The following is a 21,253-nucleotide window of genomic DNA, read 5'->3' on the forward strand; positions in this document are numbered from 1 at the left end:
CGTTTTCGGTCGGGCTCGACTCTATTCGATTTCTGCCGCCGAATATTTCAAACGCTTCTCGTTTTGTAACGAAGGCGCCAGCCCCCACGCAGTCAGTCGTCGTCCAGCGCATCCAGCCCGGGAAACAGCACCTCGGTGAAACCGAAGCGGGAGAAATCGCGCACCCGCATGGGGTAGAGCTTGCCCCAGAGGTGATCGCATTCGTGTTGCACCACGCGAGCGTGAAAGCCCTCGGCCTCGCGGTCGATGGTCTGACCATGTTCCGTGAATCCCTGGTAGCGGATGCGACGCCAGCGCGGCACCACACCGCGCATCCCCGGTACCGACAGGCAGCCCTCCCAGTCTTCTTCTTCCTCATCGCCAATGGGCGTGATCACCGGATTGACCAGCACCGTGCGCGGCACGACCGGCGCGGCCGGATAACGCGGATTGGGCTGCCCGCTGCCAAAAATCACCACCTGAAAGTCCACACCGATCTGGGGCGCGGCCAGGCCCGCGCCGTTGGCAGCGGCCATGGTGTCCTGCAGGTCGACGACCAGCTGGTGCAGCTCTGGTGTGTCGAACCGGGTCACAGGCTGGGCCACGCGCAGCAGACGCGGGTCGCCCATCTTGAGGATGGTGTGGATGGTCATGGCGGTTTCGGAAAGGCGTTCAGCAGTTCAAGCATGGTCGGCTCGTCGATCACAGCGACGCCCAGCGCCTGCGCTTTCTCCAGCTTGCTGCCCGCTTCGGCGCCGGCCACCACGTAATCGGTCTTCTTGCTCACCGAACCAGCCACCTTGGCACCAGCGGCTTCCAGCAGGTCCTTGGCCTCGTCGCGGCTCAGGGTGGGGAACGTGCCGGTGAGCACGAAGGTCTTGCCCGCCAGGGGCTGCGGTGCCTGTTCTGCCGGCTCGCCCTCTTCCCAGGTGAAGCCGCAGGCACGCAATTGCTCCACCACCTCACGATTGTGCGGCTGTTCGAAAAACGTGTGGATGCTCTGCGCCACCACCGGACCCACGTCGTTCACTTCGGCCAGGGCTTCCACGCTCGCGTCCATGATGCGGTCCAGCTGGCCGAAGTGGCGCGCGAGTTCCTTGGCGGTCGCTTCGCCCACATGTCGGATGCCCAGGCCGAAGAGGAAACGCGGCAGTGTGGTCTGCCTGGATCTCTCCAGGGCGGCCAGGATGTTCTTCGCCGACTTCTCCGCCATGCGGTCCAGCGCCAACAGCGAGGTGAGGCCCAGGCGGTACAGGTCGGGCAGGGTCTTGACCACGCCCGTGTCCACCAGTTGCTCCACCAGCTTGTCACCCAGCCCATCGACATCGACCGCGCGGCGGTGGGCGAAATGCAGGATGGCTTCCTTGCGCTGCGCGCCGCAGAACAGGCCTCCCGTGCAGCGGTGGTCGGCTTCCCCCTCCTCCCGCACCGCGTCGCTGCCGCAGACCGGGCAGTGCGTGGGCATGGTGAAGGGAGGCGGATTTCCAACGCGTTTGTCCACCAGCACGGACACGACCTCGGGGATCACATCGCCAGCGCGGCGCACGACCACCGTGTCCCCCACCCGGACGTCCTTGCGGCGCGCTTCCAGTTCGTTGTGCAAGGTGGCGTTGGTGACGGTCACGCCGCCGACGAACACCGGCGCCAGCTTGGCCACCGGCGTGAGCTTGCCCGTGCGGCCCACCTGAACGTCGATGGCCTGCACGGTGGTGAGTTGTTCCTGTGCGGGGTATTTATGGGCCACTGCCCAGCGCGGCTCGCGGGTGACGAAGCCGAGCTGCTTCTGCAGTTCGAGCGCGTCGACCTTGTACACCACGCCGTCAATGTCGAAAGGCAATGAGTCGCGCAGATCGCCGATGCGGCGGTGAAAGGCCACCAGTTCGTCTGCGCCACGGCAACGAGAGGTCTGCTCTGCCACCGGGAATCCCCAGGCTTTCAGGCGCATCAGCCAGTCGTATTGCGTGGCAGGTGGCGCCGCATCGCCCAACACCTCGCCCCAGGAATAGGCGAAGAAGCTCAGCGGGCGCTCGCGGGTGATCTTCGAGTCGAGCTGGCGCACAGCACCGGCTGCGGCATTTCGCGGGTTCACGAAGGTCTTCTCGCCCTTGGCACCGCCGGCGATCTTCTCGCGCTGGCGCTCGTTGAGCGCGTCGAACTGATCTCGCCGCATGTACACCTCGCCGCGCACCTCGAGCACGTCGGGCACACCGTCTGGCAGTCGAAGTGGGATCTGGCGGATCGTGCGCACGTTGTGCGTCACGTCCTCGCCGGTTTCGCCGTCGCCGCGCGTGGCCGCACGCACCAGCAAGCCTTGCTCGTAGCGCAGGCTCATCGCCAGGCCGTCGAACTTGAGTTCGGCCAGGTACTCCACGGGTGGGTCGGCGTCTGTGAGCTTGAGCTCTCGCCGCACGCGCGTGTCGAACGCTACAGCGCCCGTGGCCTCGGTGTCGGTTTCCGTGCGGATGCTGAGCATCGGCATCGCGTGGCGCACGGGCACGAGTTCCTTGAGGATCGCGCCGCCCACCCGCTGGGTCGGCGAATCGGGCGTGAGCAGCTCGGGGTGCGCTGCTTCAAGGGCCTGCAGCTCCTTGAACAGGCGGTCGTACTCGGCGTCGGGGATCTCCGGTTCGTCGAGCGTGTAATAACGGTGGGCATGGTGGTGGAGTTGCTTTCGCAATTCCGCCGCTCGCACGGCCGGCTGGCCGAACAGGTCCTCGGACATCAGGAAAACAGCCGTCTGGCCTGAGCAGAGCCTGCGGACAGGTCGCGGCTGTCCAGCGCGTCGTACAGGCTTTCCAGGTCGGCACCGATGCGGTCCATGGTGTCGGTGGAGAGCGGCTGGCCCGCGTCGTCGGTGACCACGCCGTCCATGGCCTCGGCCAGCGCCATGGCCGCCTGGCGCATGCGCACAAAGGGCTGCTCGCTGCGCGGCACGTGCGTGACTTCGAGCGACAGCGCGATCTCGCGCAAGGCCGTCTGCTCCGGGTCCTCGGCCATGGCGGCTTGCGGATCGAACACCAGGCTCAGGATCGCCGCGTGGCCGTTCGAGCTGCCCGGCAACACCATGCGCCCTGGCAGCGCACCGGCAATGAACCCCAGGCGTGAGGCGTGCTGCGCCACGTAACCCGGACTCCAGGCGGTGCGACGCGCACGCAGCGTGAAGCCGAGCTGCGCATCGTGGCCGCTGGCGAAAGCGTCGAGCTCGCGGGCCCGTGCCACTTCGGCGCGCATGTCGGGAAAATCGGGCGCTGCCGCCAGCAGATCGGCAAAAGCCTGAGCCTTCACCACGAACTCGGAAAACTCGATGTCATTCAGCGGCCCGGACCGGTTGGCCAGTTGCACGCCGGCCTGCAGGCTGCGGTAGCGCTGGCCCAGGCGCGGGCTTTCCCACTCGCCCGTCACCTCACAAAGCCCTTCCACCGCGAACGGCTTGCTCCCCACGCGGCGCGTGCCGGGCAAGGCGGCCAGCACGGCATCGCCCGAGACCTCGTGCTCCAGTTGCAGGGGCGCGATGACGTCGATGAGTGCGTCCAGGCCCGGTTTCTTCTCAGGCTGCGCCATCAGCGGGTTCACGCTCACGGACGCGATGGCGGCGGCGACCACGGCAGGCTCGGGTGGAGCGGGCGCGCCCGGCATGTCGCCCAGCACCGGATCAATGCGCTGGATTTCGTTCTCTGACAGGTCTGCTGGTGAGTACGGCAGCGTTTCGTCGCCCGCCGCGTCGTCGGCGGCAGGGGCGCCGCGCTCCCGTGCGGTGCGCGGCACGCTCTTGCCGGTCACCCAGGCGTTGTAGGCGACCACGCCCGCCAGCACGAGTCCTCCGATGATGGCCAGGCCGATTTGCAGCGTGCTCATGGTGTGGTGTGGTCCCGCTGGTGTGGTGTCAGGTCGATTCGAGCATGCCGGCCGCAGATTCCATGTCCACCGCCACGATGCGCGAGACCCCCTGCTCCTGCATCGTCACGCCGATCAGTTGCTCGGCCATTTCCATGGCGATCTTGTTGTGGCTGATGAAGAGGAACTGCGTTTCCTTCGCCATGGTCATCACCAGCTTGGCGTAGCGTTCGGTGTTGGCATCGTCGAGCGGCGCGTCCACCTCGTCCAGCAAGCAGAAGGGCGCGGGGTTGAGCTGGAAGATGGCGAACACCAGCGCAATGGCCGTCAACGCCTTTTCACCGCCCGAGAGCAGGTGGATGGTCTGGTTCTTCTTGCCGGGCGGCTGGGCCATCACCTGCACGCCGGCGTCCAGGATCTCCTCGCCCGTCATCACCAGCCGCGCGTTGCCGCCCCCGAACAGCTCGGGGAACATCTTGCCGAAGTGCGTGTTGACCGTCTCGAACGTGCTGCCCAGCAGATCGCGTGTTTCGTTGTCGATCTTCCTGATCGCGTCTTCCAGCGTGTTCATGGCCTCGACCAGATCGGCCGACTGCGCGTCCAGGAAGGTCTTGCGCTCGCTGGCGGCCGTGAGCTCGTCGAGCGCCGCGAGGTTCACCGCGCCGAGCGACTGGATCTCCCGGTGCAGCCGGTCGATCTCACCCTGCAGGCCCGAGAGGCGCACATTGCCTTCGGTGATGCTCTGTGCCACGGCGGCGAGATCGGCCTGCGCCTCTTCGAGCTGCTGGCTGTACTGCTCCACCCCAAGGCGCGCAGCTTGTTCCTTGAGCTGGAAATCGGTGATGCGGTTGCGCAGCGGCTCGAGCTCGCGTTCCAGTTGCAGGCGGCGTTCGTCGCTGGCGCGCAGCTTGGCGGTGAGGTCGTCGTACTGGCTGCGCAGTGCGCCAAGGGCCTGTTCGCGCTCGAGCTTCATGGCCAGCGCGTCCTGCAGGCCAGCCTGGGCGGCAGCATCGTTGAGCCGGCCCAACTCGTCGCCGGCACGCTGCTGCTCTTCGGCCAGTGATTTTTCCTGCGAGGCAGCCGTCTCCATGGCGCGTTGCAGTTCGCCCTGCCGCGCTTGCAGGCTGCGCAGCGCGAAGGTGGCCTCCTGGGCCGTGCGTTCGAGCGAACGCTGCTGCTCCCGCGCCTGATTGAGCGCACGCTCGGCTTCGATCACGTGGTCGTCGAGCTGGGCATGGCGCTCCTGGCTGTCCGCCAGCTGCATGTCCAGCTCTTCAAACCGGGCTTCGGCCGTGACTCGGCGTTCCTGCAGTTCTTCAAGTTGCGCATCCACCTCGGCCAGGTCGCCAGCGATCTGCTCGCTGCGAGCGCGGGTCTGCTCCGCCAGCTGGGTCAGGCGCAGCGCTTCCACCTGCAGTTCATGCGCACGGCCACGCGATTCAGCGGCTTCGCGCCGCGCGCTCACCAGGCGCTGGGAAGCGTCGGTGTAAGCGGCTTCGGCCCGGATCAGGGCGGCGCGGGCCTGCTCGGCAATCAGCACCTGCGCCTTGACCTGCTTGTCGATGTTCTCGATTTCTTGTGCGCGCGCGAGCAGACCGGCCTGCTCGCTGTCGGGCGCGTAGAAGCTCACGCTGTGCGCGGTGACGGCGTGGCCGCTGGCGACGAAGATCACCTCGCCGGGTTGCAGCCGTTCGCGCTCGGCCAGTGCTTCTTCCAGGCTGGCGGCCGTCAGGCAGCCGTGCAGCCATTCGGCCAGCAGAGCCTGCTGCCCGGCGTCGTTCAGGCGCAACCAGCCCGCCAGGGGCTTGAGTCCCGTGGCGCTGGCAGAGGCAGCAGCGCCGGCAGGCGGGCTGTAGAACGCCAGCTTGGCCGGCGGCGCGTCGTTGCCGAAGGCACGAACCATCTCCAGGCGCGACACCTCCAGCGCGCCCATGCGCTCGCGCAGCGCGGCTTCCAGCGCGTTCTCCCAGCCGGTTTCGATGTGGATGCGGCTCCACAGGCCCTGCAGGCCGTCGAGGCCATGTTTGGCCAGCCAGGGCGCGAGCTTGCCGTCGGTCTTGACTTTTTCCTGCAGCGCCTTGAGCGCTTCCATGCGCGCCGACAGATCGGCCTGCCGTGCGGATTCCTGGTTCACCGCCTGCTGCGCCACTCGGCGACCCTCGTCGAGCTGGGGCACGCTGTCCTGCAGTTCGTGCAACACCGCGTCGGCCATCTCGGCGGTTTCCTGCGCGCTGGCCAGTTGCGCCTGAGCATTCAGCAGGCGCGCTTCGTCCGGCGCTGCCAGGGCATTGCGGTCGGCCACCAGGCGCTCGCGGCGCTGGTTGAGCGCGCGGCTCTGTTCTTCCACATTGCGCTGTTCGGCCGCCAGCACCTGGATCTGCTGTTGCACCTGCGTGACGCTGGTGCGTTGCTCATTGGCACGCGCCTGGGCCTGGCGAAGCTTGTCTTCCAGTGCAGGCAGTGCGACCGATTGCTCTTCGCCCTGCGCCGCCAGCACGACCGACTGATCCTCGGCCTGCACGAGCGACTCGGCGATCTGTTCCAGTTCCACCGCAGCGTCCTGGCTGCGGGTGGCCCAGGCGCCAATCTGTTCCTTCAATTGCTGCAAGCGCTGCTCAACCCGGTGGCGGCCTTCCACCACGAAACGGATCTCGGCTTCGAGCTTGCCGACCTCGGCGCTGGCCTCGTACAGCCTGCCCTGCGCCTGGTTGACCTGGTCGCCCGCGGCGTAGTGCGCCTGGCGGATGGTTTCCAGTTCGGATTCGATGCGTCGCAGGTCGGCGGTGCGCGCCTCCAGGTCGTTCACGGCCTGGGCGGCGTCGGTCTTCACCTTCACCTGGTCGGACTCTGCTTCGCTGCGCTTCAAGAACCACAGCTGGTGCTGCTTGAGCGTGGCGCCGGCCTGCAGCGCGTTGTAGCGCGCGGCCACCTCGGCCTGTTTCTCCAGCTTGTCCAGGTTGGCGTTGAGTTCGCGCAGGATGTCTTCCACGCGCGTGAGGTTTTCGCGCGTGTCCGCCAGGCGGTGCGCGGTCTCGCGGCGGCGTTCCTTGTATTTGGAGACGCCGGCAGCTTCCTCGAGGAACAGACGCAACTCTTCGGGCTTGCTCTCGATGATGCGGCTGATGGTGCCCTGGCCGATGATGGCGTAGGCACGCGGCCCCAGGCCGGTGCCCAGAAAGACGTCCTGCACGTCGCGCCGGCGCACGGGCTGGTTGTTGATGTAGTAGCTGCTGGTGCCGTCGCGCGTGAGCACGCGCTTGACGGCAATCTCACCGAACTGGCCCCACTGCCCACCGGCGCGGTGGTCGCTGTTGTCGAACACCAGCTCCACGCTGGAGCGGCTGGCGGGTTTGCGCGTGTTGGTGCCGTTGAAGATCACGTCCTGCATGGACTCGCCACGCAGTTCCGACGCCTTGGATTCGCCCAGCACCCAGCGCACGGCGTCCATGATGTTCGACTTGCCACAGCCGTTGGGCCCGACCACGCCCACCAGCTGACCAGGCAGCATGAAGTTGGTCGGTTCGGCGAAGGACTTGAAGCCGGAGAGCTTGATCGAGTTGAGACGCACGCTGGAAGGCCCCGTGGCAAAGCCAAGTGATTGAATTCAAAGGCATTTTTACCGCGACGTCTGCGCCGCCGCGGTGGTCGATGATACCGTGGGCAGCAGCCCCGATAATCCCCTGCCATGAATCCATTGCTCGCGCGCCTGCAGCCCTATCCCTTCGAACGGCTGCGCCGGCTCTTCTCGGACGTCACCCCCAACCCGGCCCTGCGACCGATCAGCCTCGGCATCGGCGAACCCCGCCACGCCACTCCCGACTTTCTCAAGAAGGCGCTGGCCGAATCGCTCGACACCAGCCTCACCGGCTACCCCGCCACCGCAGGTGAACCCGCCATGCGCAAAGCCTGTGCAGGCTGGGTGCAGCGGCGCTACGGCATCGCGCTCGATCCGGCCACCCAGGTGCTGCCCATCAACGGTTCGCGCGAGGCTTTGTTTGCCTTCGCGCAGACGGTGATCGATCCCACGCGCGAAGGCGCCACGGTGGTGATGCCCAATCCGTTCTATCAGATCTACGAGGGTGCGGCCTTCCTGGGCGGCGCAGAGCCGCACTACGTGGCCAGCGACGCGGCGCGCAATTTCGCCACTGATTGGGACAGCGTGCCCGAGGCCGTCTGGGCCCGCACGCAATTGCTCTACGTGTGTTCGCCCGGCAACCCCACGGGCGCCGTGATGCCCCTGGAGGAATGGCAACGCCTGTTCGAGCTGAGCGACCGGCATGGCTTCGTGATTGCCTCCGATGAGTGCTACAGCGAGATCTATTTCCGGGAAGAACCGCCACTGGGCGGCCTGGAGGCGGCGCAGCGCCTGGGCCGCACCGGATTCCCGCGGCTCATGAGCTTCACCAGCCTGTCCAAGCGCAGCAACGTGCCCGGCCTGCGCAGCGGGTTCGTGGCCGGCGACGCCACGCTCATCAAGGCCTTTCTGCTCTACCGCACCTACCACGGCGGCGCCATGAGTCCCGCGGTCCAGGCCGCCAGCATCGCCGCCTGGAACGACGAAGCCCACGTGGTGGACAACCGGCGCCAGTACCGCGAGAAATTCGCCCAGGTCACCCCGCTGCTGGCCCAGGTGCTCGACGTCGCCCTGCCCGATGCCGCGTTCTATCTGTGGGCGGGCGTGCCAGCATCCTTTGCCCGGGCCAGCGGGGGCCTGAGTCCCGATGAGGCCTTCGCCCGCGAGTTGCTGGCTCAATACAATGTGACGGTCTTGCCCGGGAGCTACCTCGCCCGCGAGACCGGCGGCGTCAACCCCGGCACGGGCCGGATTCGCATGGCGCTGGTGGCGGAACCCGCCGAGTGTTTCGAAGCCGCCAGCCGCATCGTCGAGTTCGTTTCGCGCCGCGTCTGAGGCGCGGCTCCTCTTCGTCCCTCTCCTGTTCACATTTGTTCCAAGTTCCATGACCCAACAACTGCAAACCCTCATCGACAACGCCTGGGACAACCGCGCCGAACTCTCGCCTGCCTCCGCGCCCAAGGAAGTGCTGGAAGCGGTCGAGCACGTGATTGCCGAGCTCAACAAGGGCCGCCTTCGCGTGGCCACCCGGCAGGGCGTGGGCCAGTGGACGGTGCACCAGTGGATCAAGAAAGCCGTTCTGTTGTCGTTCCGCCTGAAGGACAACGAGGTGATGCGCAGCGGCGACCTGGCTTTCTTCGACAAGGTCAAGACCAAGTTCGCCCACCTGAGCGAAGCAGAGATGAAGGCCACCGGCGTGCGCGTGGTGCCGCCGGCCGTCGCACGCCGCGGCAGCTACGTCGCCAAGGGTGCGATCCTCATGCCGAGCTACGTCAACATCGGCGCCTATGTGGATGAGAACACCATGGTCGACACCTGGGCCACCGTGGGTTCCTGTGCCCAGATCGGCAAGAACGTGCACCTCTCGGGTGGTGTCGGCATTGGCGGCGTGCTCGAACCCCTGCAGGCTGGCCCCACCATCATTGAAGACAACTGCTTCATCGGCGCACGCTCGGAAGTGGTCGAGGGTGTGGTGGTGGAAGAAAACTCGGTGATCTCCATGGGCGTCTACATTGGCCAGAGCACCCCCATCTACGACCGCGCCACGGGCGAAGTGAGCTACGGCCGCGTGCCTTCGGGCTCGGTGGTGATCAGCGGCAGCCTGCCCAAGGACGGCGGCAAGTACAGCCTGTACGCGGCCATCATCGTCAAGCGGGTGGACGCGCAGACACGTTCGAAAACCAGTCTGAACGACCTCCTCAGGGATTGAGGCCAGGTCGCTCCGGCAACTTGAATCCACAAAGGAACACGGCATGAGCAGCGGAACCATGGAACGCATCCTGCGCCTGATGGCCGACAAGAAGGCCTCGGACGTGTACCTGACGGCGCATGCGCCCGCGATGATCAAGATCAACGGGCAGACCATCCCCATCAACAGCCAGGTGCTGCCGCCGGAAGCGCCGCGCAACCTGCTCTCCGAAATCGTCCCGGCCACGCGCATGGAAGAGTTGCACGAAACCGGCGAACTCAACATGGCCGTGCCGCTGGACAGCCTGGGCAACTTCCGCGTCAGTGCTTTCCGCCAGCGCGGCCACATCGCGGTGGTGATCCGTTTCGTGCCGGGCGACATCCCTGCGCTGGACTCCCTCAACGTGGCGCCGGTGCTCGCCGAACTGGTGATGGAAAAGCGCGGCCTGGTGCTGATGGTGGGGGCGACCGGCGCCGGCAAGAGCACCACGCTGGCGGCCATGATCGATCACCGCAACGAACGCACCACCGGACACGTGCTCACGATCGAGGACCCGATCGAATACGTCTACCGCAACAAGAAATCGGTGGTGAACCAGCGCGAGATCGGGCCAGACACGGCTTCCTTGCAGATCGCCCTCAAGAACGCCCTGCGCCAGGCGCCGGACGTGATCCTGATCGGCGAGATCCGCGACCGCGAGACCATGTCGGCGGCCATCGCCTACGCGCAGTCCGGCCACCTGTGCCTGGCCACCCTTCACGCCAACAACAGCTACCAGGCGCTCAACCGCATCCTGAGCTTCTACCCGGTGGAAGTGCGTCCCACCATGCTGGGCGACCTCGCTGCCGCGTTGCGCGCCATCGTCTCGCAACGGCTGTTGCGCACCCACACCGGCGGGCGCGTTCCGGCCATGGAGGTGATGCTCAACACGTCGTTGATTGCCGACCTGATCCAGAAGGCCGACTTCTCGGGTGTGCGCGAAGCCATGGAGAAATCGCTGGCCGAGGGCTCTCAGACTTTCGAGCAAGACCTTTCCCGGCTCATCAGCGACGGACTGGTGTCGCGCAACGAAGGCCTGGCCCACGCCGACTCCCCCAACAACCTGCTCTGGCGTCTGCAGAACGATTTCAACTCCACCAAGGCGGCCGACGCTGCCTCGCCGGGCGAAGAAGAGAACACCGACGTGGCCACCTTCACCGAGTTCACGCTGGACGTGAAGTTCTGACCTCCACATGTCCGCCACCCTGCGACTCACCGAGCAACTGATCGCGCGCGCCTCCGTGACCCCCCGGGACGAGGGCTGCCAGGCGCTGATCGCTGAGCGGCTGACGTCCATGGGCTTCACCTGCGAAACGCTGGAGAGCGGACCGGCGGATTTCCGCGTCACCAACCTCTGGGCCCGGCTCGGCACCGGACTGCGTCCCACGCTCGTGTTTGCTGGCCACACCGACGTCGTCCCCACCGGCCCGCTGGATGCCTGGACCAGCGATCCCTTCGTGCCCGGCCACCGCGACGGCAAGTTGTTCGGGCGGGGGGCCGCCGACATGAAGACCTCGCTCGCGGCCATGGTCGTGGCATGCGAAGAGTTCCTGGCCGCCCATCCGCAACCTGGCATCGACATTGCCTTCCTCCTCACCAGCGATGAGGAAGGCCCTGCGGTGGACGGCACCGTGATCGTGTGCAACACCTTGAAGCAACGTGGTGAACGGCTGGACTGGTGCATCGTGGGCGAACCCACCTCGGTCGAGCGCACCGGCGACATGATCAAGAATGGCCGGCGGGGCACCCTGAGCGGCAAGCTCACCGTCAAAGGCGTGCAGGGCCACATCGCCTACCCTCATCTGGCAAGGAACCCCATCCACGTGGCCGCACCCGCGCTGGCCGAACTGGTCGCCACCACCTGGGATGAGGGCAACGCGTTTTTTCCGCCGACCAGCTGGCAGATCAGCAACATCCACGCTGGAACGGGTGCGAGCAATGTGATTCCCGGAACCGTGGTGATCGACTTCAATTTCCGTTTCTCCACCGAGTCCACGCCCGAAGGCCTGCAGCAGCGTGTGCGTGAACTGCTGCAGCGCCACGGCCTGGCCGAAGGTACCGACTACGACTTGGCCTGGACACTCGGCGGCCGGCCGTTCCTCACGCCGCCCGGCACCCTGGTGGACGCGGTGCGCCAGGCGATCGTGGACGAACTGGGCGTGCAGACGACGCTGTCGACCACCGGCGGCACCAGCGACGGGCGTTTCATTGCGCAGGTTTGCGACCAGGTGATCGAGTTCGGCCCGCCCAACGCAACGATCCACAAGATCGACGAGCACGTGGCGCTGGCCGACATCGAACCGGTGAAGAACGTCTACCGGCGCACGCTGGAGTTGCTCTCGAGCGCGACCGGCGCCGGCGCGTGAAAGGGAGCCGGTGAATCTGTCCGACCTGCTCGACGTGTCGTGCCAGCGGCTACAAGCGGCGCAGCTCGCCTACGGCCACGGCACCACCAACGCCCGCGACGAAGCCGTCTGGCTGGTGCTGTGGCAGCTCGGTCTGCCGCTGGACAGCGATGTGGACGCGCTGGCCCAACGTCCGGTCACGGCAGACGAACAGTCGAGCGCCCTGGCGCTGGTCCAGCGGCGCATCGACTCCCGCGAGCCCGCCGCCTACCTGACGCAGGAAGCCTGGCTCCAGGGCGTGTCCTTCCATGTCGACCGACGCACCATCGTGCCGCGCAGCTTCATCGCCGAACTGCTGGCCGAAGGTTCGATCGATCCCTGGCTGGACGAAGGCACCCGTGACGTGCTGGACCTCTGCACGGGCAACGGCAGCCTCGCGGTGCTGGCGGCCCTGGCCTACCCGGACGTGCGCGTCACGGGAGCCGACCTTTCCGCCGATGCCCTCGCAGTGGCCCGCATCAACGTCCACCGCCACGGTCTGGCCGACCGCATCGCGCTGGTCGAGTCCGATGGTCTGGCCGCCTGCCCGGGTCCCTGGGACCTGATCCTGTGCAATCCGCCTTACGTGAACGCGCAAAGCATGGCGTTGTTGCCGGCGGAATACCGCGCCGAACCCGTGATGGCGCTGGCCGGAGGCACCGATGGCATGGACTTCGTCCGCGCCCTGCTCCGCGACGCGCCGTCATGCCTCACCCCCCACGGCGTGCTCGTGCTCGAGATCGGCAACGAACGCGAGCACTTCGAGGCCGCCTTCCCCGGTCTGCAAGCCGTCTGGCTGGCCACCAGCGCCGGCGACGACCAGGTCCTTCTGCTCACCCACGAATCGCTGCTGGCGCTGCCGCTCTCGCAAGCGCCCTCCCCATGATCACCCTGAAAAATCTGGTCCTTCGCCGCGGTGCGAAGGTGCTGCTCGATGGCGCTTCCTGCACCATCAACCCCGGCGAGAAAGTCGGTCTGGTCGGCCGCAACGGCGCCGGCAAGTCCAGCCTGTTCGGCCTGCTCAACCACACCCTGCACGAAGACAAGGGCGACTTCTACGTGCCACCGCAATGGCGCATGGCGCAGGTGGCCCAGGACATGCCCGAGACCGACATGCCGGCCACGCAGTTCGTCATCGAAGGCGACGTGACCCTGCTGCAGGCGCGTGAGGAAGTGAGCGCAGCCGAAGACAGCGGCGACGGCGAACGCATGGCCCACGCCTACATGGCTCTGCACGACGCCGGTGAGCACGACGCCGCTGCCCGCGCGCAGGCCCTCATCCTGGGCCTGGGCTTTCGCACCGACGAGCTCGAGCGACCGGTTGACAGTTTCTCGGGCGGCTGGCGCATGCGCCTGCAGCTCGCGCGCGCGCTCATGTGCCCGAGCGACCTGCTGCTGCTCGACGAACCCACCAACCACCTGGACCTGGATGCCCTGGTCTGGCTGGAAGCCTGGCTCAAGCGATACGAAGGCACCATGCTCGTCATCAGCCACGACCGGGAGTTTCTCGACGCCGTCACGGACGTCACGATCCACATTCACGCGGCCCAGCTCACGCGCTACGGAGGCAATTACAGCCGCTTCGAGGACATGCGGGCCGAACAGATGGCGCTGCAGCAGTCGGCCTACGCACGCCAGCAGGACAAGATGGCGCACCTGCAGAAGTTCATCGACCGGTTCAAGGCCAAGGCCAGCAAGGCCAAGCAGGCGCAAAGCCGCGTGAAGGCACTCGAGCGCATGGAGAAGATCGGCCCGGTACTGGCCGACGCGGAGTTCACGTTCGAATTTGCCGAGCCGCAGAACCTGCCCAACCCCATGCTGGCCATGGCAGACGCCAGCTTTGGCTATCCACCGCCCGACGAAGGCAGCGAACCCACCGTCATCGTGCGCAACATCAGCCGCTCGGTGCTGGCGGGCCAGCGCATCGGCATCCTCGGAGCCAACGGCCAGGGCAAGTCCACCGTGGTCAAGACCATTGCGCGCGACCTGCAGCCACTGGCAGGCCAGATCACCGAGGGCAAGGGCCTGAACATCGGGTATTTCGCCCAGCAGGAACTGGACGTGCTGCGCCCCGCCGATACGCCGCTGGAGCACATGATCCGACTGGTGCGCGAATGCACCGCCGAAGGCCGTTTGAGCGGCCAGCCCACGCGCGAACAGGACTTGCGCAGCTTCCTGGGCAATTTCAATTTCAGCGGCGATCAGGTCAAGCAGACCGTGGGCAGCATGAGCGGCGGCGAGAAGGCGCGTCTCGTCCTCTGCATGATCGTGTGGCAGCGCCCCAACCTGCTGCTGCTCGACGAGCCCACCAACCACCTGGACCTCGCCACACGGGAAGCGCTGTCGGTGGCGCTCAATGAATTCGAGGGCACCGTGATGCTCGTCAGCCACGATCGGGCGCTGCTGCGTGCGGTGTGCGACGAGTTCTGGCTGGTGTCGCGCGGCGGCATCGAGCCCTTCGATGGCGACCTGGACGATTACCAGCGCTACCTGCTGGACATGGCCAAGCAGTCGCGCGAGGCCCAACGGCAGGAACAGCGTGAGCAGCAGCGCGCACCGGTGGTGGTGGTACCCGCGGCCGAGCAGAAGCAGCGTCGGCAGCAGCTGGCTGAGAAAGCCAGGCCGCTGAAGAAGGAACTGGAACAGACCGAGAAACGCATGGCCGCGCTGGCGCAGGAGAAGCAACGCCTCGAAGCGGCCATGGGACAACCGCTCAGTCCGGCCGAGATTGCCGATGCCGGCAAGCGCCTCAAGGCCTTGAACGACGAGAACGAGACCCTTGAGTCTCGATGGCTGGAACTGCAGGAAGCCATCGACGCGGTGGGGGCCTGAGGTATCCTGAGGGATCCCTCATTTCAAAGGAAGGCCCCCGCCATGATGTCGATTCTCGGAACTCTCTTTATCGGTCTCATCGCCGGCTTCATCGCCCGGGCCCTCAAACCCGGCGACGACGGCATGGGCTGGATCATGACCGCCATCCTGGGCGTGGCTGGCGCCTTCCTCGCGGGCTACCTCGGCGTGGCGCTCGGTTTCTACCAACAAGGCGAGCCTGTGGGGTTCATTGCGTCGGTGATCGGCGCCATCATCCTGCTGGTGATCTACGGCTTCATCAAGAAGAAATGATCCAGAGCCGGGGGTGGCTTGCTTGAAAATGGTCAGACCATAATACACTTCTGGATCATCGACCCAATGATCTAGGAGCAGCATGACCACCACCCCTCAAGGCCCCACGCGCGGCAGGTACTACGAAGAGCTCGACGTCGGTGACGTCTTCATCTCCCCCTCACGCAGCATCACGCGGGCAGACATCGTCAATTTTTCATGCATGTCGGGCGACTTCAATGCCCCGCATGTGGACGACGTGTTCTGCAGCCAGCAGCCGTATGGCGAAGTACTGGCTCACGGCTGGATGGTCTTCGGGATAGCGGCAGGCCTTACCTATCAGACAGGATTCCAGCACGGCCGCGTGGTGGCTATGCTGGGCCTGGACAAATGGGAGATCTTTCATCCCGTGAAGGCCGGCGACACCCTTCACGTGAAGGTCACGGTCACCTCCAAGCGCCCCACCCGCAAACCCGCGTTCGGCGTGATCCAGTTCGCCCGGGACGTGATCAACCAGCGCGGCGAGGTCGTGCAGTCCACCCTCGTGCCCAACCTCTTTCTTCGAAAGCCGACGCAGGCGCAGGCCACTGCCGGCGCCTGAGCGGGATCAATGCGGCGAGTCGGGCTCCACCACCACGCTGTGAAGTCCTTGCTCAAGGTCTTCGTCCGTCCGCAACAATCCCAACAAGCCCATGGCACCGATGGCCACCGCCATCGTCGCCAGAGGCTCCCAGATCGGCTCCCCGAAACCCAGCGCAATGGCCAGGTAGAGGCCAGAGACGACGGCGACGAACAGGGCGATTCCACAGATGCAGAACTCCACAGCGGATCTCATGCGGCCTCCACAGAGGAAAAAGTTGACGACGGGGACGCCGGAGTTTCGCGCGCGAAGATCACGTCGGCTGTAGGACAAAGTCGCATTGAAATGTGCACACTGCGGGTGATGGGCGCGCCACCGGTGCGGAGATGCAAAAGAAAAAGCCTGCTACGGTTTAGATAGCAGGCTTTTTAAGCCCCGTGGGGGCTGTCTGGTAGGACGTGGCAGGCTCGAACTGCCGACCAACGGATTAAAAGTCCGCTGCTCTACCAACTGAGCTAACGTCCCATCAAAAACGGCCTGGTTGCCATGGACAACCAGCGGAGAAACGCTGGTGGGGCGTGAGTGACTCGAACACTCGACCTACGGATTAAGAGTCCGCTGCTCTACCAACTGAGCTAACGCCCCCGGGGGGATGTGCGTGAAAACGAGCTCGCCGAGCCTGGATTCGAGTCTTGTGGACTGCTACGCGAAGCCTCAAATTATAGCGTCATTGTTGCGGCGCTCTGAGCAGCGCCTTTCTTTTTTACCGCGCCAGCGGCCAGGACGTTCATCACCGCGCCAGCCGCACTGAAGCCGAACGTCGCCGTCACGCTCACGGCCGATCCGTACCCATGGCAGTTGAGCGAGCCGTCTCCCGATTCAATGCCGCAGGAGGCATCGGGCGGCGCCACGGGTTCCCTGCTGAACACACAGGCCACGCCCATGCGGCCGCTGCGTGCACCCCCATGCTGCTTGCGAAGGCGGTACCGAAGCTGGGCCAGGAGCGGGTCGTGTGTGGTCTCGGCCAGATCGGCCACCTCCACCTGCTGGGCCTGGCGCTTCCCACCGGCGGCGCCCACGGTCACAAAGTGAACCTGATTCGCCTGCGCCCAGGCCGCCAGGGTGGTTTTCGCGCGAACCTGGTCGCAGGCATCCACAAGCGCCGAAGGCAAACCTTGCGCCATCCCGGGCAAGGCGTTCAACGCGCCCGGCCAGTTGTCAGGCGTCACGAAGTCGTCGATCACGTCCACCACACAGGCGGGGTGGAACAGTGCGATGCGTTCGCGCATGGCGTCGGACTTGGCCTGACCCAGCGTGGTTTCCATCGCATGGATCTGGCGGTTGATGTTGGATTCGGACACGTGGTCCAGGTCGATCAGCGTGAGTCGGCGTACGCCGCTGCGGGCCAGGGCTTCCACAGACCACGAGCCCACGCCACCGATGCCGACCACCACGACATGGGCATCGAAGATGCGCTGCGCGCCTTCAACGCCGTAGAGCCGCCGCAGCCCACCGAAGCGGCGTTCGAAGGACTCGGCGCCTGGCGTGTCGTCGTTCACTCGCGATCCAGCAGCCACATCTGGAACCGGAACCCGACGATGGCGCCGAGGACGATGCCGGTCACCGCAATGACGCTGGTGATGCTCAAGGTGGACAGGCCCGAGAGACCCTGCCCCACCGTGCAACCCAGCGCCGTCACCCCACCCACGCCCATGCACGCGGCACCGGCGAGGTGAAGTGCGGTGTCTTGCGTGGTGCGAAAGCCCTCCCACCGAAAGCTGCCTTCGATCAGTGAGCACACCAGCGAACCCACCACCACGCCCACCACGGTGACAACGCCGAAGGTCAGTACCTTGGAGGTGTCGCTGAAGAAGATCACCCAGTCGAGCGTGTACGCCATGGGCGCGGTGAACGTGAGCGATTCCATGCGCCCGGTGTTGGTGGCGAGGTAGACGGCCTCCAGCGTTTCGGGATGCTCCGGCACGAAGCCGAAATGGCCACTCACCCACCACATGACCACGATCACCAGGCCAATGCCCAGACCGGCTAGCAGGTTGTTGAAGGTGCGAAAGCCGGGACCAACCAACGCCCACACCAACAGCGCACCACCCACGATCAGCGCGACGACCAGTCCGGTGATGGAGGGATCGACGCCCATGCCGCTCGAGAACCAGGAAGGTATGGCACCCCCGGCCGGAATCTCGAAGGCCACGCGATCCACGGTGTTCACCCTGAGCACCGCCATGACGCCACGCATCGTGGCAAAGGCGGCAAAGCCCATGACGAAGAACACCACGAGCGACTTCAGGCTGCCCGCACCGATGCGCACCAGGGTCTTGCTGCCACAGCCTGAGGCCAACACCATGCCCAGACCAAACAATCCGCCGCCCACCAGGGCCGAAAGCCAGATGATGCGGCCCGATGTGTAGATCGATTTGCCACCGTCGATCCAGCCCAGCCAGGCCATGCCGTAAAAGCCGATCATCGCCACGCCCACCGCCATGCCCCACATGCGCATGCGGGTCCAGTCGCCCATGTTTACGATGTCGCTGATGGCGCCCATGGTGCAGAAATGGGTGCGCTGCGCAATGAAGCCAAAGGCCACGGCCACGGCGAATGCTGCCCAGAGCACCTGGGTCTGCAACTTGAGTAGGTCGGCGATTTCCATGGCCGCCATTGTAGGTGGGGGCCCTCGCCCGCACGCCCGCGAGGGCATGCGTGCCGCAGCGTTCAGCGCAGGCGGGCGATGCGGTCGCGCGCGGCGGCCGCGGCTTCGGAATGCGGATAGGCCTTCGCCAGATCCTCGAGCGTCTTGCGAGCGCCCTTCGGGTCTTTCAGCTCGAACTGGCTATTGGCCATGGCGAGCATGGCTTCCGGCGTGCGCATGTGGTCGGGGAAATCGCGCAGCAGTCGGCGGTGACTCTCCACGGCCTCCTTGTAGGCGCGACTGGCGTACTGCGCGTTGCCCTGCCAGTAGAGCACGGAGGGCGTGTAACCGCTGGCGGGGTAACGCTGCAGGAAGCCCGCGTACGCCGTTGCCGCCGGGCCAAACTCGGACTTGCGCAGCAGGTCCATGGCCGCGTCGAAGTCGCGCTTCTCGTTGGGCGCGGCGGTAAAGCTCTGGCCGTCGTGCTCGATGCGCAGCGGCTCAACTCGACGGAGGCGCTCTTCGACGCCGGCCTGCACGTCCTTCTGCTGGCGCTGGAGTTCAGAAACTTCGCGCGCGAGTTGCTCGTTCTGTCCGCGCAGTCGGGCAAGCTCGGCTCGCAACTGCTCGATCTGGTTCGATAACTCCAGCAGGCTGCGCCTGGTGGCAGCCGAATTTTCCCTGGCCTCGGCGTTCGCAGCGGCCGTGTCCGCCTGGTTCTTGTCGACCTTCTGACGCAACTCGATGATGGCCCGGCGTGCCTCGTCGTCGCCAAAGATGGCGTGGGCATGCACAGGCCAGAGGGCCGCGACGGCCAGGGCGCACGAGCCCAGCAGGCCAGGTGCGGAGCGCAGCGGGTTCGCCATGGAAATCAACGGTAAGTCAGTTCAACGCGGCGGTTCTTGGCAAAGGCCGACTCGTCCAGGCCCGTCTGCGCCGGCTTTTCTTCACCGAAGCTCACCGCCTCCATCTGCGCTTCGCTCACGCCGAGCAGGCTGAGCGCGCGGCGAACGGCCTCTGCGCGTTTCTGGCCCAGCGCCAGGTTGTACTCACGGCCACCGCGTTCGTCGGTGTGGCCTTCCAGACCGACACGACGCGTGCGGTTGGCATTGAGGTAACGCGCATTGGCTTCCAGCGTGGCAGCGAACTCCGCCTTCACCTCGAAGCTGTCGTAGTCGAAATACACCACGCGAGTCAGTGCATTGGGTTGCGCGGCGTCAGAGCCGGCCACCGACACGCCCGAGACACCGCGCGGATCCACCGCACCACCCTGGCCACCGGCACCGGCGCCACCCGCACCTGTGGCGGTACCAGCGCGGTCTTCCACGGGCACGTCATCGAGCTTGACGCCGGAACTGCAGGCGGCAAGCACGGCAACCATGCCCAGGCCGGCGATCAGACGCAGCCAGCGCTGGGCAAGACGGTCACGGGGAGCAAGTCGGGCGGAAGTTGGGATGTGGGACATGGGATTTCCTCTGAATCGGATGGAATGAAAAAACGGTTGGGTGAATGCAGGAATCGGACCGGCTGGCGAGGGTCAGCTCAGCGCAGGAACGGACCCCATTCCGGCTCGCGGATGTCGCCTTGCGAACCTGCCAGACGGGTCTTGATGCGCCCGTCGACGGTCGTGGTCATGAGCGCCTCCTGTCCACGGTCGCGCGTGGCGTAGATGATCATGCGGCTGTTGGCGGCGAAGCTCGGGCTTTCGTCGGCGTTGGATTCGCTGAGCGCAGTGACGGTGCCACTGGCGATGTCCATCACGTGCAGACGGAAGCCTCCGCCGATGCGCGAAATGAACGCCAGCCACCGCCCGTCCGGGCTCGGGGCGGGCGAGATGTTGTAGTTGCCGTTGAAGGTGAGCCGTTGCGCACTGCCGCCTTGCGCGCTCATGCGGTAGATCTGCGGAGAACCACCTCGGTCGCTGACGAAATAGATGTTGGCGCCATCGGGGCTGAACACGGGTTCGGTGTCGATGCTCGCGGTCTGGCTCAGTCGGCGCGGCTCGCCGCCGGCGGCATCCATGGCGTAGATCTGCGTGTTGCCGGAGAGCGAGAGCGTGGCCACCACCGAGCGGCCGTCGGGCGACCAGGACGGTGCGCTGTTCGAGCCCTTGAAGTTCGCCAGCAGGCGACGTTTGCCGGACGCCACGTCGTGCGCATAGATCACTGGCTTGCGGGCCTCGAAGGACACATAGGCCAGTTGTGCGCCGCCGGGGGCCCAGCTTGGCGAGATGATGGGCTCCGGGCTGGTTAGCGCGGCCCGTGCGTTCTCGCCATCGGCGTCGGCCACCCACAGGTTGTAGCGCGGCCCCGCTTTGGTGACGTACGCGATGCGCGTGGAGAACACGCCCTTCACCCCGGTGATCTTCTCGAAGATATGGTCGGCAACCCGATGGGCCGCCAGGCGCAGGTCCTGTGCGCTTACCGGGTAGCTCAAGCCACCCAGGTCCTGTCCGCGCACCACGTCCCAGAGTCGGAAGCGCACGTCGAAGCGACCATCCGCGAGCTTTGTGACGCTGCCGGTCAGCAGCGAGTCGGCACCCTTCTCTCGCCAGGGCCCCAGATCGGGACGCGAGGTTTCGTCCAGCCCGGCGCTGATGGGTTCCACAAAACGGAACTGGCCGCTGCGCTCCAGGTCGGCACGAACGATGGCTGCGATGTTCTCGCTGGCCACGTCGTTGCCACGGAAGCCCACGGCAGAAATCGGGTACTGGGTGAGACCCACACCAGACACCTCGACGCGAAACTGGGCGCGTGCCTCGGTCAGGGGCCAGGTGAGCAGCGGCAGTGAAGAAACCAGGCCGAGCACGCGTCGTCTCGGAAGGGGGGCCAGCATTTCGGGTCGGGTCAAATCCAGCATCCTGTGTGTGTCGCTTTTCCTGGGTGGCGGCCCGGCTCGGGTTGCCGGTACCAACCAACTGATAATA

Annotated in this window: 18 protein-coding genes and 2 tRNA genes; 8 read left to right on the forward strand and 12 right to left on the reverse strand. The window is 65.9% G+C overall.

Translation table 11 applies throughout. The features are described 5' to 3' along the window. Window positions 1-92: 92 nt before the first annotated feature. The 4 genes from def to smc are packed head-to-tail and all read right to left on the reverse strand — an operon-like array spanning window position 93 to window position 7,381. Complete coding sequence (gene def, locus ACTIEY_RS10405; protein WP_439519031.1) at window positions 93-632, reverse strand: peptide deformylase; 540 nt, start codon at window positions 630-632, stop codon at window positions 93-95. Next, window positions 629-2,701: an NAD-dependent DNA ligase LigA gene (ligA, locus tag ACTIEY_RS10410; protein WP_439519032.1), complete on the reverse strand. Its 2,073-nt coding sequence runs from the start codon at window positions 2,699-2,701 to the stop codon at window positions 629-631. Before ligA ends, def begins: the two co-directional genes overlap by 4 nt. Beyond that, window positions 2,701-3,834: a cell division protein ZipA C-terminal FtsZ-binding domain-containing protein gene (locus tag ACTIEY_RS10415; RefSeq protein WP_439519033.1), complete on the reverse strand. Its 1,134-nt coding sequence runs from the start codon at window positions 3,832-3,834 to the stop codon at window positions 2,701-2,703. The genes ligA and ACTIEY_RS10415 overlap by 1 nt, the downstream gene beginning before the upstream one ends. Before the next feature lie 28 nt (window positions 3,835-3,862). Next, window positions 3,863-7,381, reverse strand: coding sequence for a chromosome segregation protein SMC (gene smc / locus ACTIEY_RS10420; RefSeq protein WP_439519034.1), 3,519 nt, complete (start codon window positions 7,379-7,381; stop codon window positions 3,863-3,865). Between the two features lie 117 nt (window positions 7,382-7,498). Here smc and dapC point away from each other — a divergent pair, with 117 nt between their 5' ends. The 8 genes from dapC to ACTIEY_RS10460 all read left to right on the forward strand — a co-directional run bounded on the left by dapC (window position 7,499) and on the right by ACTIEY_RS10460 (window position 15,701). Further along, window positions 7,499-8,722 (forward strand): succinyldiaminopimelate transaminase, encoded by a 1,224-nt coding sequence (gene dapC, locus ACTIEY_RS10425; protein ID WP_439519035.1) that lies wholly within the window; start codon window positions 7,499-7,501, stop codon window positions 8,720-8,722. A gap of 49 nt (window positions 8,723-8,771) precedes the next feature. Next, window positions 8,772-9,596, forward strand: a complete 825-nt coding sequence (dapD, locus tag ACTIEY_RS10430) for a 2,3,4,5-tetrahydropyridine-2,6-dicarboxylate N-succinyltransferase (RefSeq protein ID WP_439519036.1) — start codon at window positions 8,772-8,774, stop codon at window positions 9,594-9,596. 43 nt (window positions 9,597-9,639) lie between these two features. Further along, window positions 9,640-10,800, forward strand: a complete 1,161-nt coding sequence (locus ACTIEY_RS10435; RefSeq protein WP_439519037.1) for a PilT/PilU family type 4a pilus ATPase — start codon at window positions 9,640-9,642, stop codon at window positions 10,798-10,800. A gap of 7 nt (window positions 10,801-10,807) precedes the next feature. Then, window positions 10,808-11,980, forward strand: coding sequence for a succinyl-diaminopimelate desuccinylase (gene dapE, locus ACTIEY_RS10440; protein ID WP_439519038.1), 1,173 nt, complete (start codon window positions 10,808-10,810; stop codon window positions 11,978-11,980). Between the two features lie 10 nt (window positions 11,981-11,990). Continuing rightward, complete coding sequence (gene prmB / locus ACTIEY_RS10445) at window positions 11,991-12,884, forward strand: 50S ribosomal protein L3 N(5)-glutamine methyltransferase (RefSeq protein WP_439519039.1); 894 nt, start codon at window positions 11,991-11,993, stop codon at window positions 12,882-12,884. Beyond that, complete coding sequence (locus tag ACTIEY_RS10450) at window positions 12,881-14,830, forward strand: ABC-F family ATP-binding cassette domain-containing protein (RefSeq protein ID WP_439519040.1); 1,950 nt, start codon at window positions 12,881-12,883, stop codon at window positions 14,828-14,830. Before prmB ends, ACTIEY_RS10450 begins: the two co-directional genes overlap by 4 nt. A gap of 42 nt (window positions 14,831-14,872) precedes the next feature. Continuing rightward, complete coding sequence (locus ACTIEY_RS10455) at window positions 14,873-15,121, forward strand: GlsB/YeaQ/YmgE family stress response membrane protein (RefSeq protein WP_439519041.1); 249 nt, start codon at window positions 14,873-14,875, stop codon at window positions 15,119-15,121. Between the two features lie 82 nt (window positions 15,122-15,203). Further along, a complete protein-coding gene (locus ACTIEY_RS10460; RefSeq protein WP_439519042.1) occupies window positions 15,204-15,701 on the forward strand; it encodes a MaoC/PaaZ C-terminal domain-containing protein in 498 nt (165 codons plus the stop codon). A 6-nt stretch (window positions 15,702-15,707) separates the two neighbouring features. Here the strand turns inward: ACTIEY_RS10460 and ACTIEY_RS10465 are convergent, their stop codons facing one another. The 8 genes from ACTIEY_RS10465 to tolB form a co-directional block, all read right to left on the reverse strand. Continuing rightward, a complete protein-coding gene (locus ACTIEY_RS10465; RefSeq protein WP_439519043.1) occupies window positions 15,708-15,935 on the reverse strand; it encodes a hypothetical protein in 228 nt (75 codons plus the stop codon). Window positions 15,936-16,129: 194 nt separating this feature from the next. Then, window positions 16,130-16,205: transfer RNA gene (locus ACTIEY_RS10470), tRNA-Lys, on the reverse strand. 44 nt (window positions 16,206-16,249) lie between these two features. Next, a tRNA-Lys gene (locus ACTIEY_RS10475) sits at window positions 16,250-16,325 on the reverse strand. Between the two features lie 74 nt (window positions 16,326-16,399). Then, window positions 16,400-17,239, reverse strand: a complete 840-nt coding sequence (locus ACTIEY_RS10480) for a tRNA threonylcarbamoyladenosine dehydratase (RefSeq protein ID WP_439519044.1) — start codon at window positions 17,237-17,239, stop codon at window positions 16,400-16,402. After that, complete coding sequence (locus tag ACTIEY_RS10485) at window positions 17,236-18,348, reverse strand: YeeE/YedE family protein (RefSeq protein WP_439519045.1); 1,113 nt, start codon at window positions 18,346-18,348, stop codon at window positions 17,236-17,238. Before ACTIEY_RS10485 ends, ACTIEY_RS10480 begins: the two co-directional genes overlap by 4 nt. 62 nt (window positions 18,349-18,410) lie before the next feature. Beyond that, window positions 18,411-19,193 (reverse strand): tol-pal system protein YbgF, encoded by a 783-nt coding sequence (gene ybgF, locus ACTIEY_RS10490; protein ID WP_439519046.1) that lies wholly within the window; start codon window positions 19,191-19,193, stop codon window positions 18,411-18,413. Between the two features lie 5 nt (window positions 19,194-19,198). After that, window positions 19,199-19,708: a peptidoglycan-associated lipoprotein Pal gene (gene pal, locus ACTIEY_RS10495; RefSeq protein WP_439519441.1), complete on the reverse strand. Its 510-nt coding sequence runs from the start codon at window positions 19,706-19,708 to the stop codon at window positions 19,199-19,201. Between the two features lie 161 nt (window positions 19,709-19,869). Continuing rightward, a complete protein-coding gene (gene tolB / locus ACTIEY_RS10500; protein ID WP_439519047.1) occupies window positions 19,870-21,186 on the reverse strand; it encodes a Tol-Pal system beta propeller repeat protein TolB in 1,317 nt (438 codons plus the stop codon). Between the last annotated feature and the right edge of the window lie 67 nt (window positions 21,187-21,253).

It is taken from the genome of Hydrogenophaga sp. (assembly GCF_051858985.1).
Taxonomy (GTDB): Bacteria; Pseudomonadota; Gammaproteobacteria; order Burkholderiales; family Burkholderiaceae_C; genus Hydrogenophaga.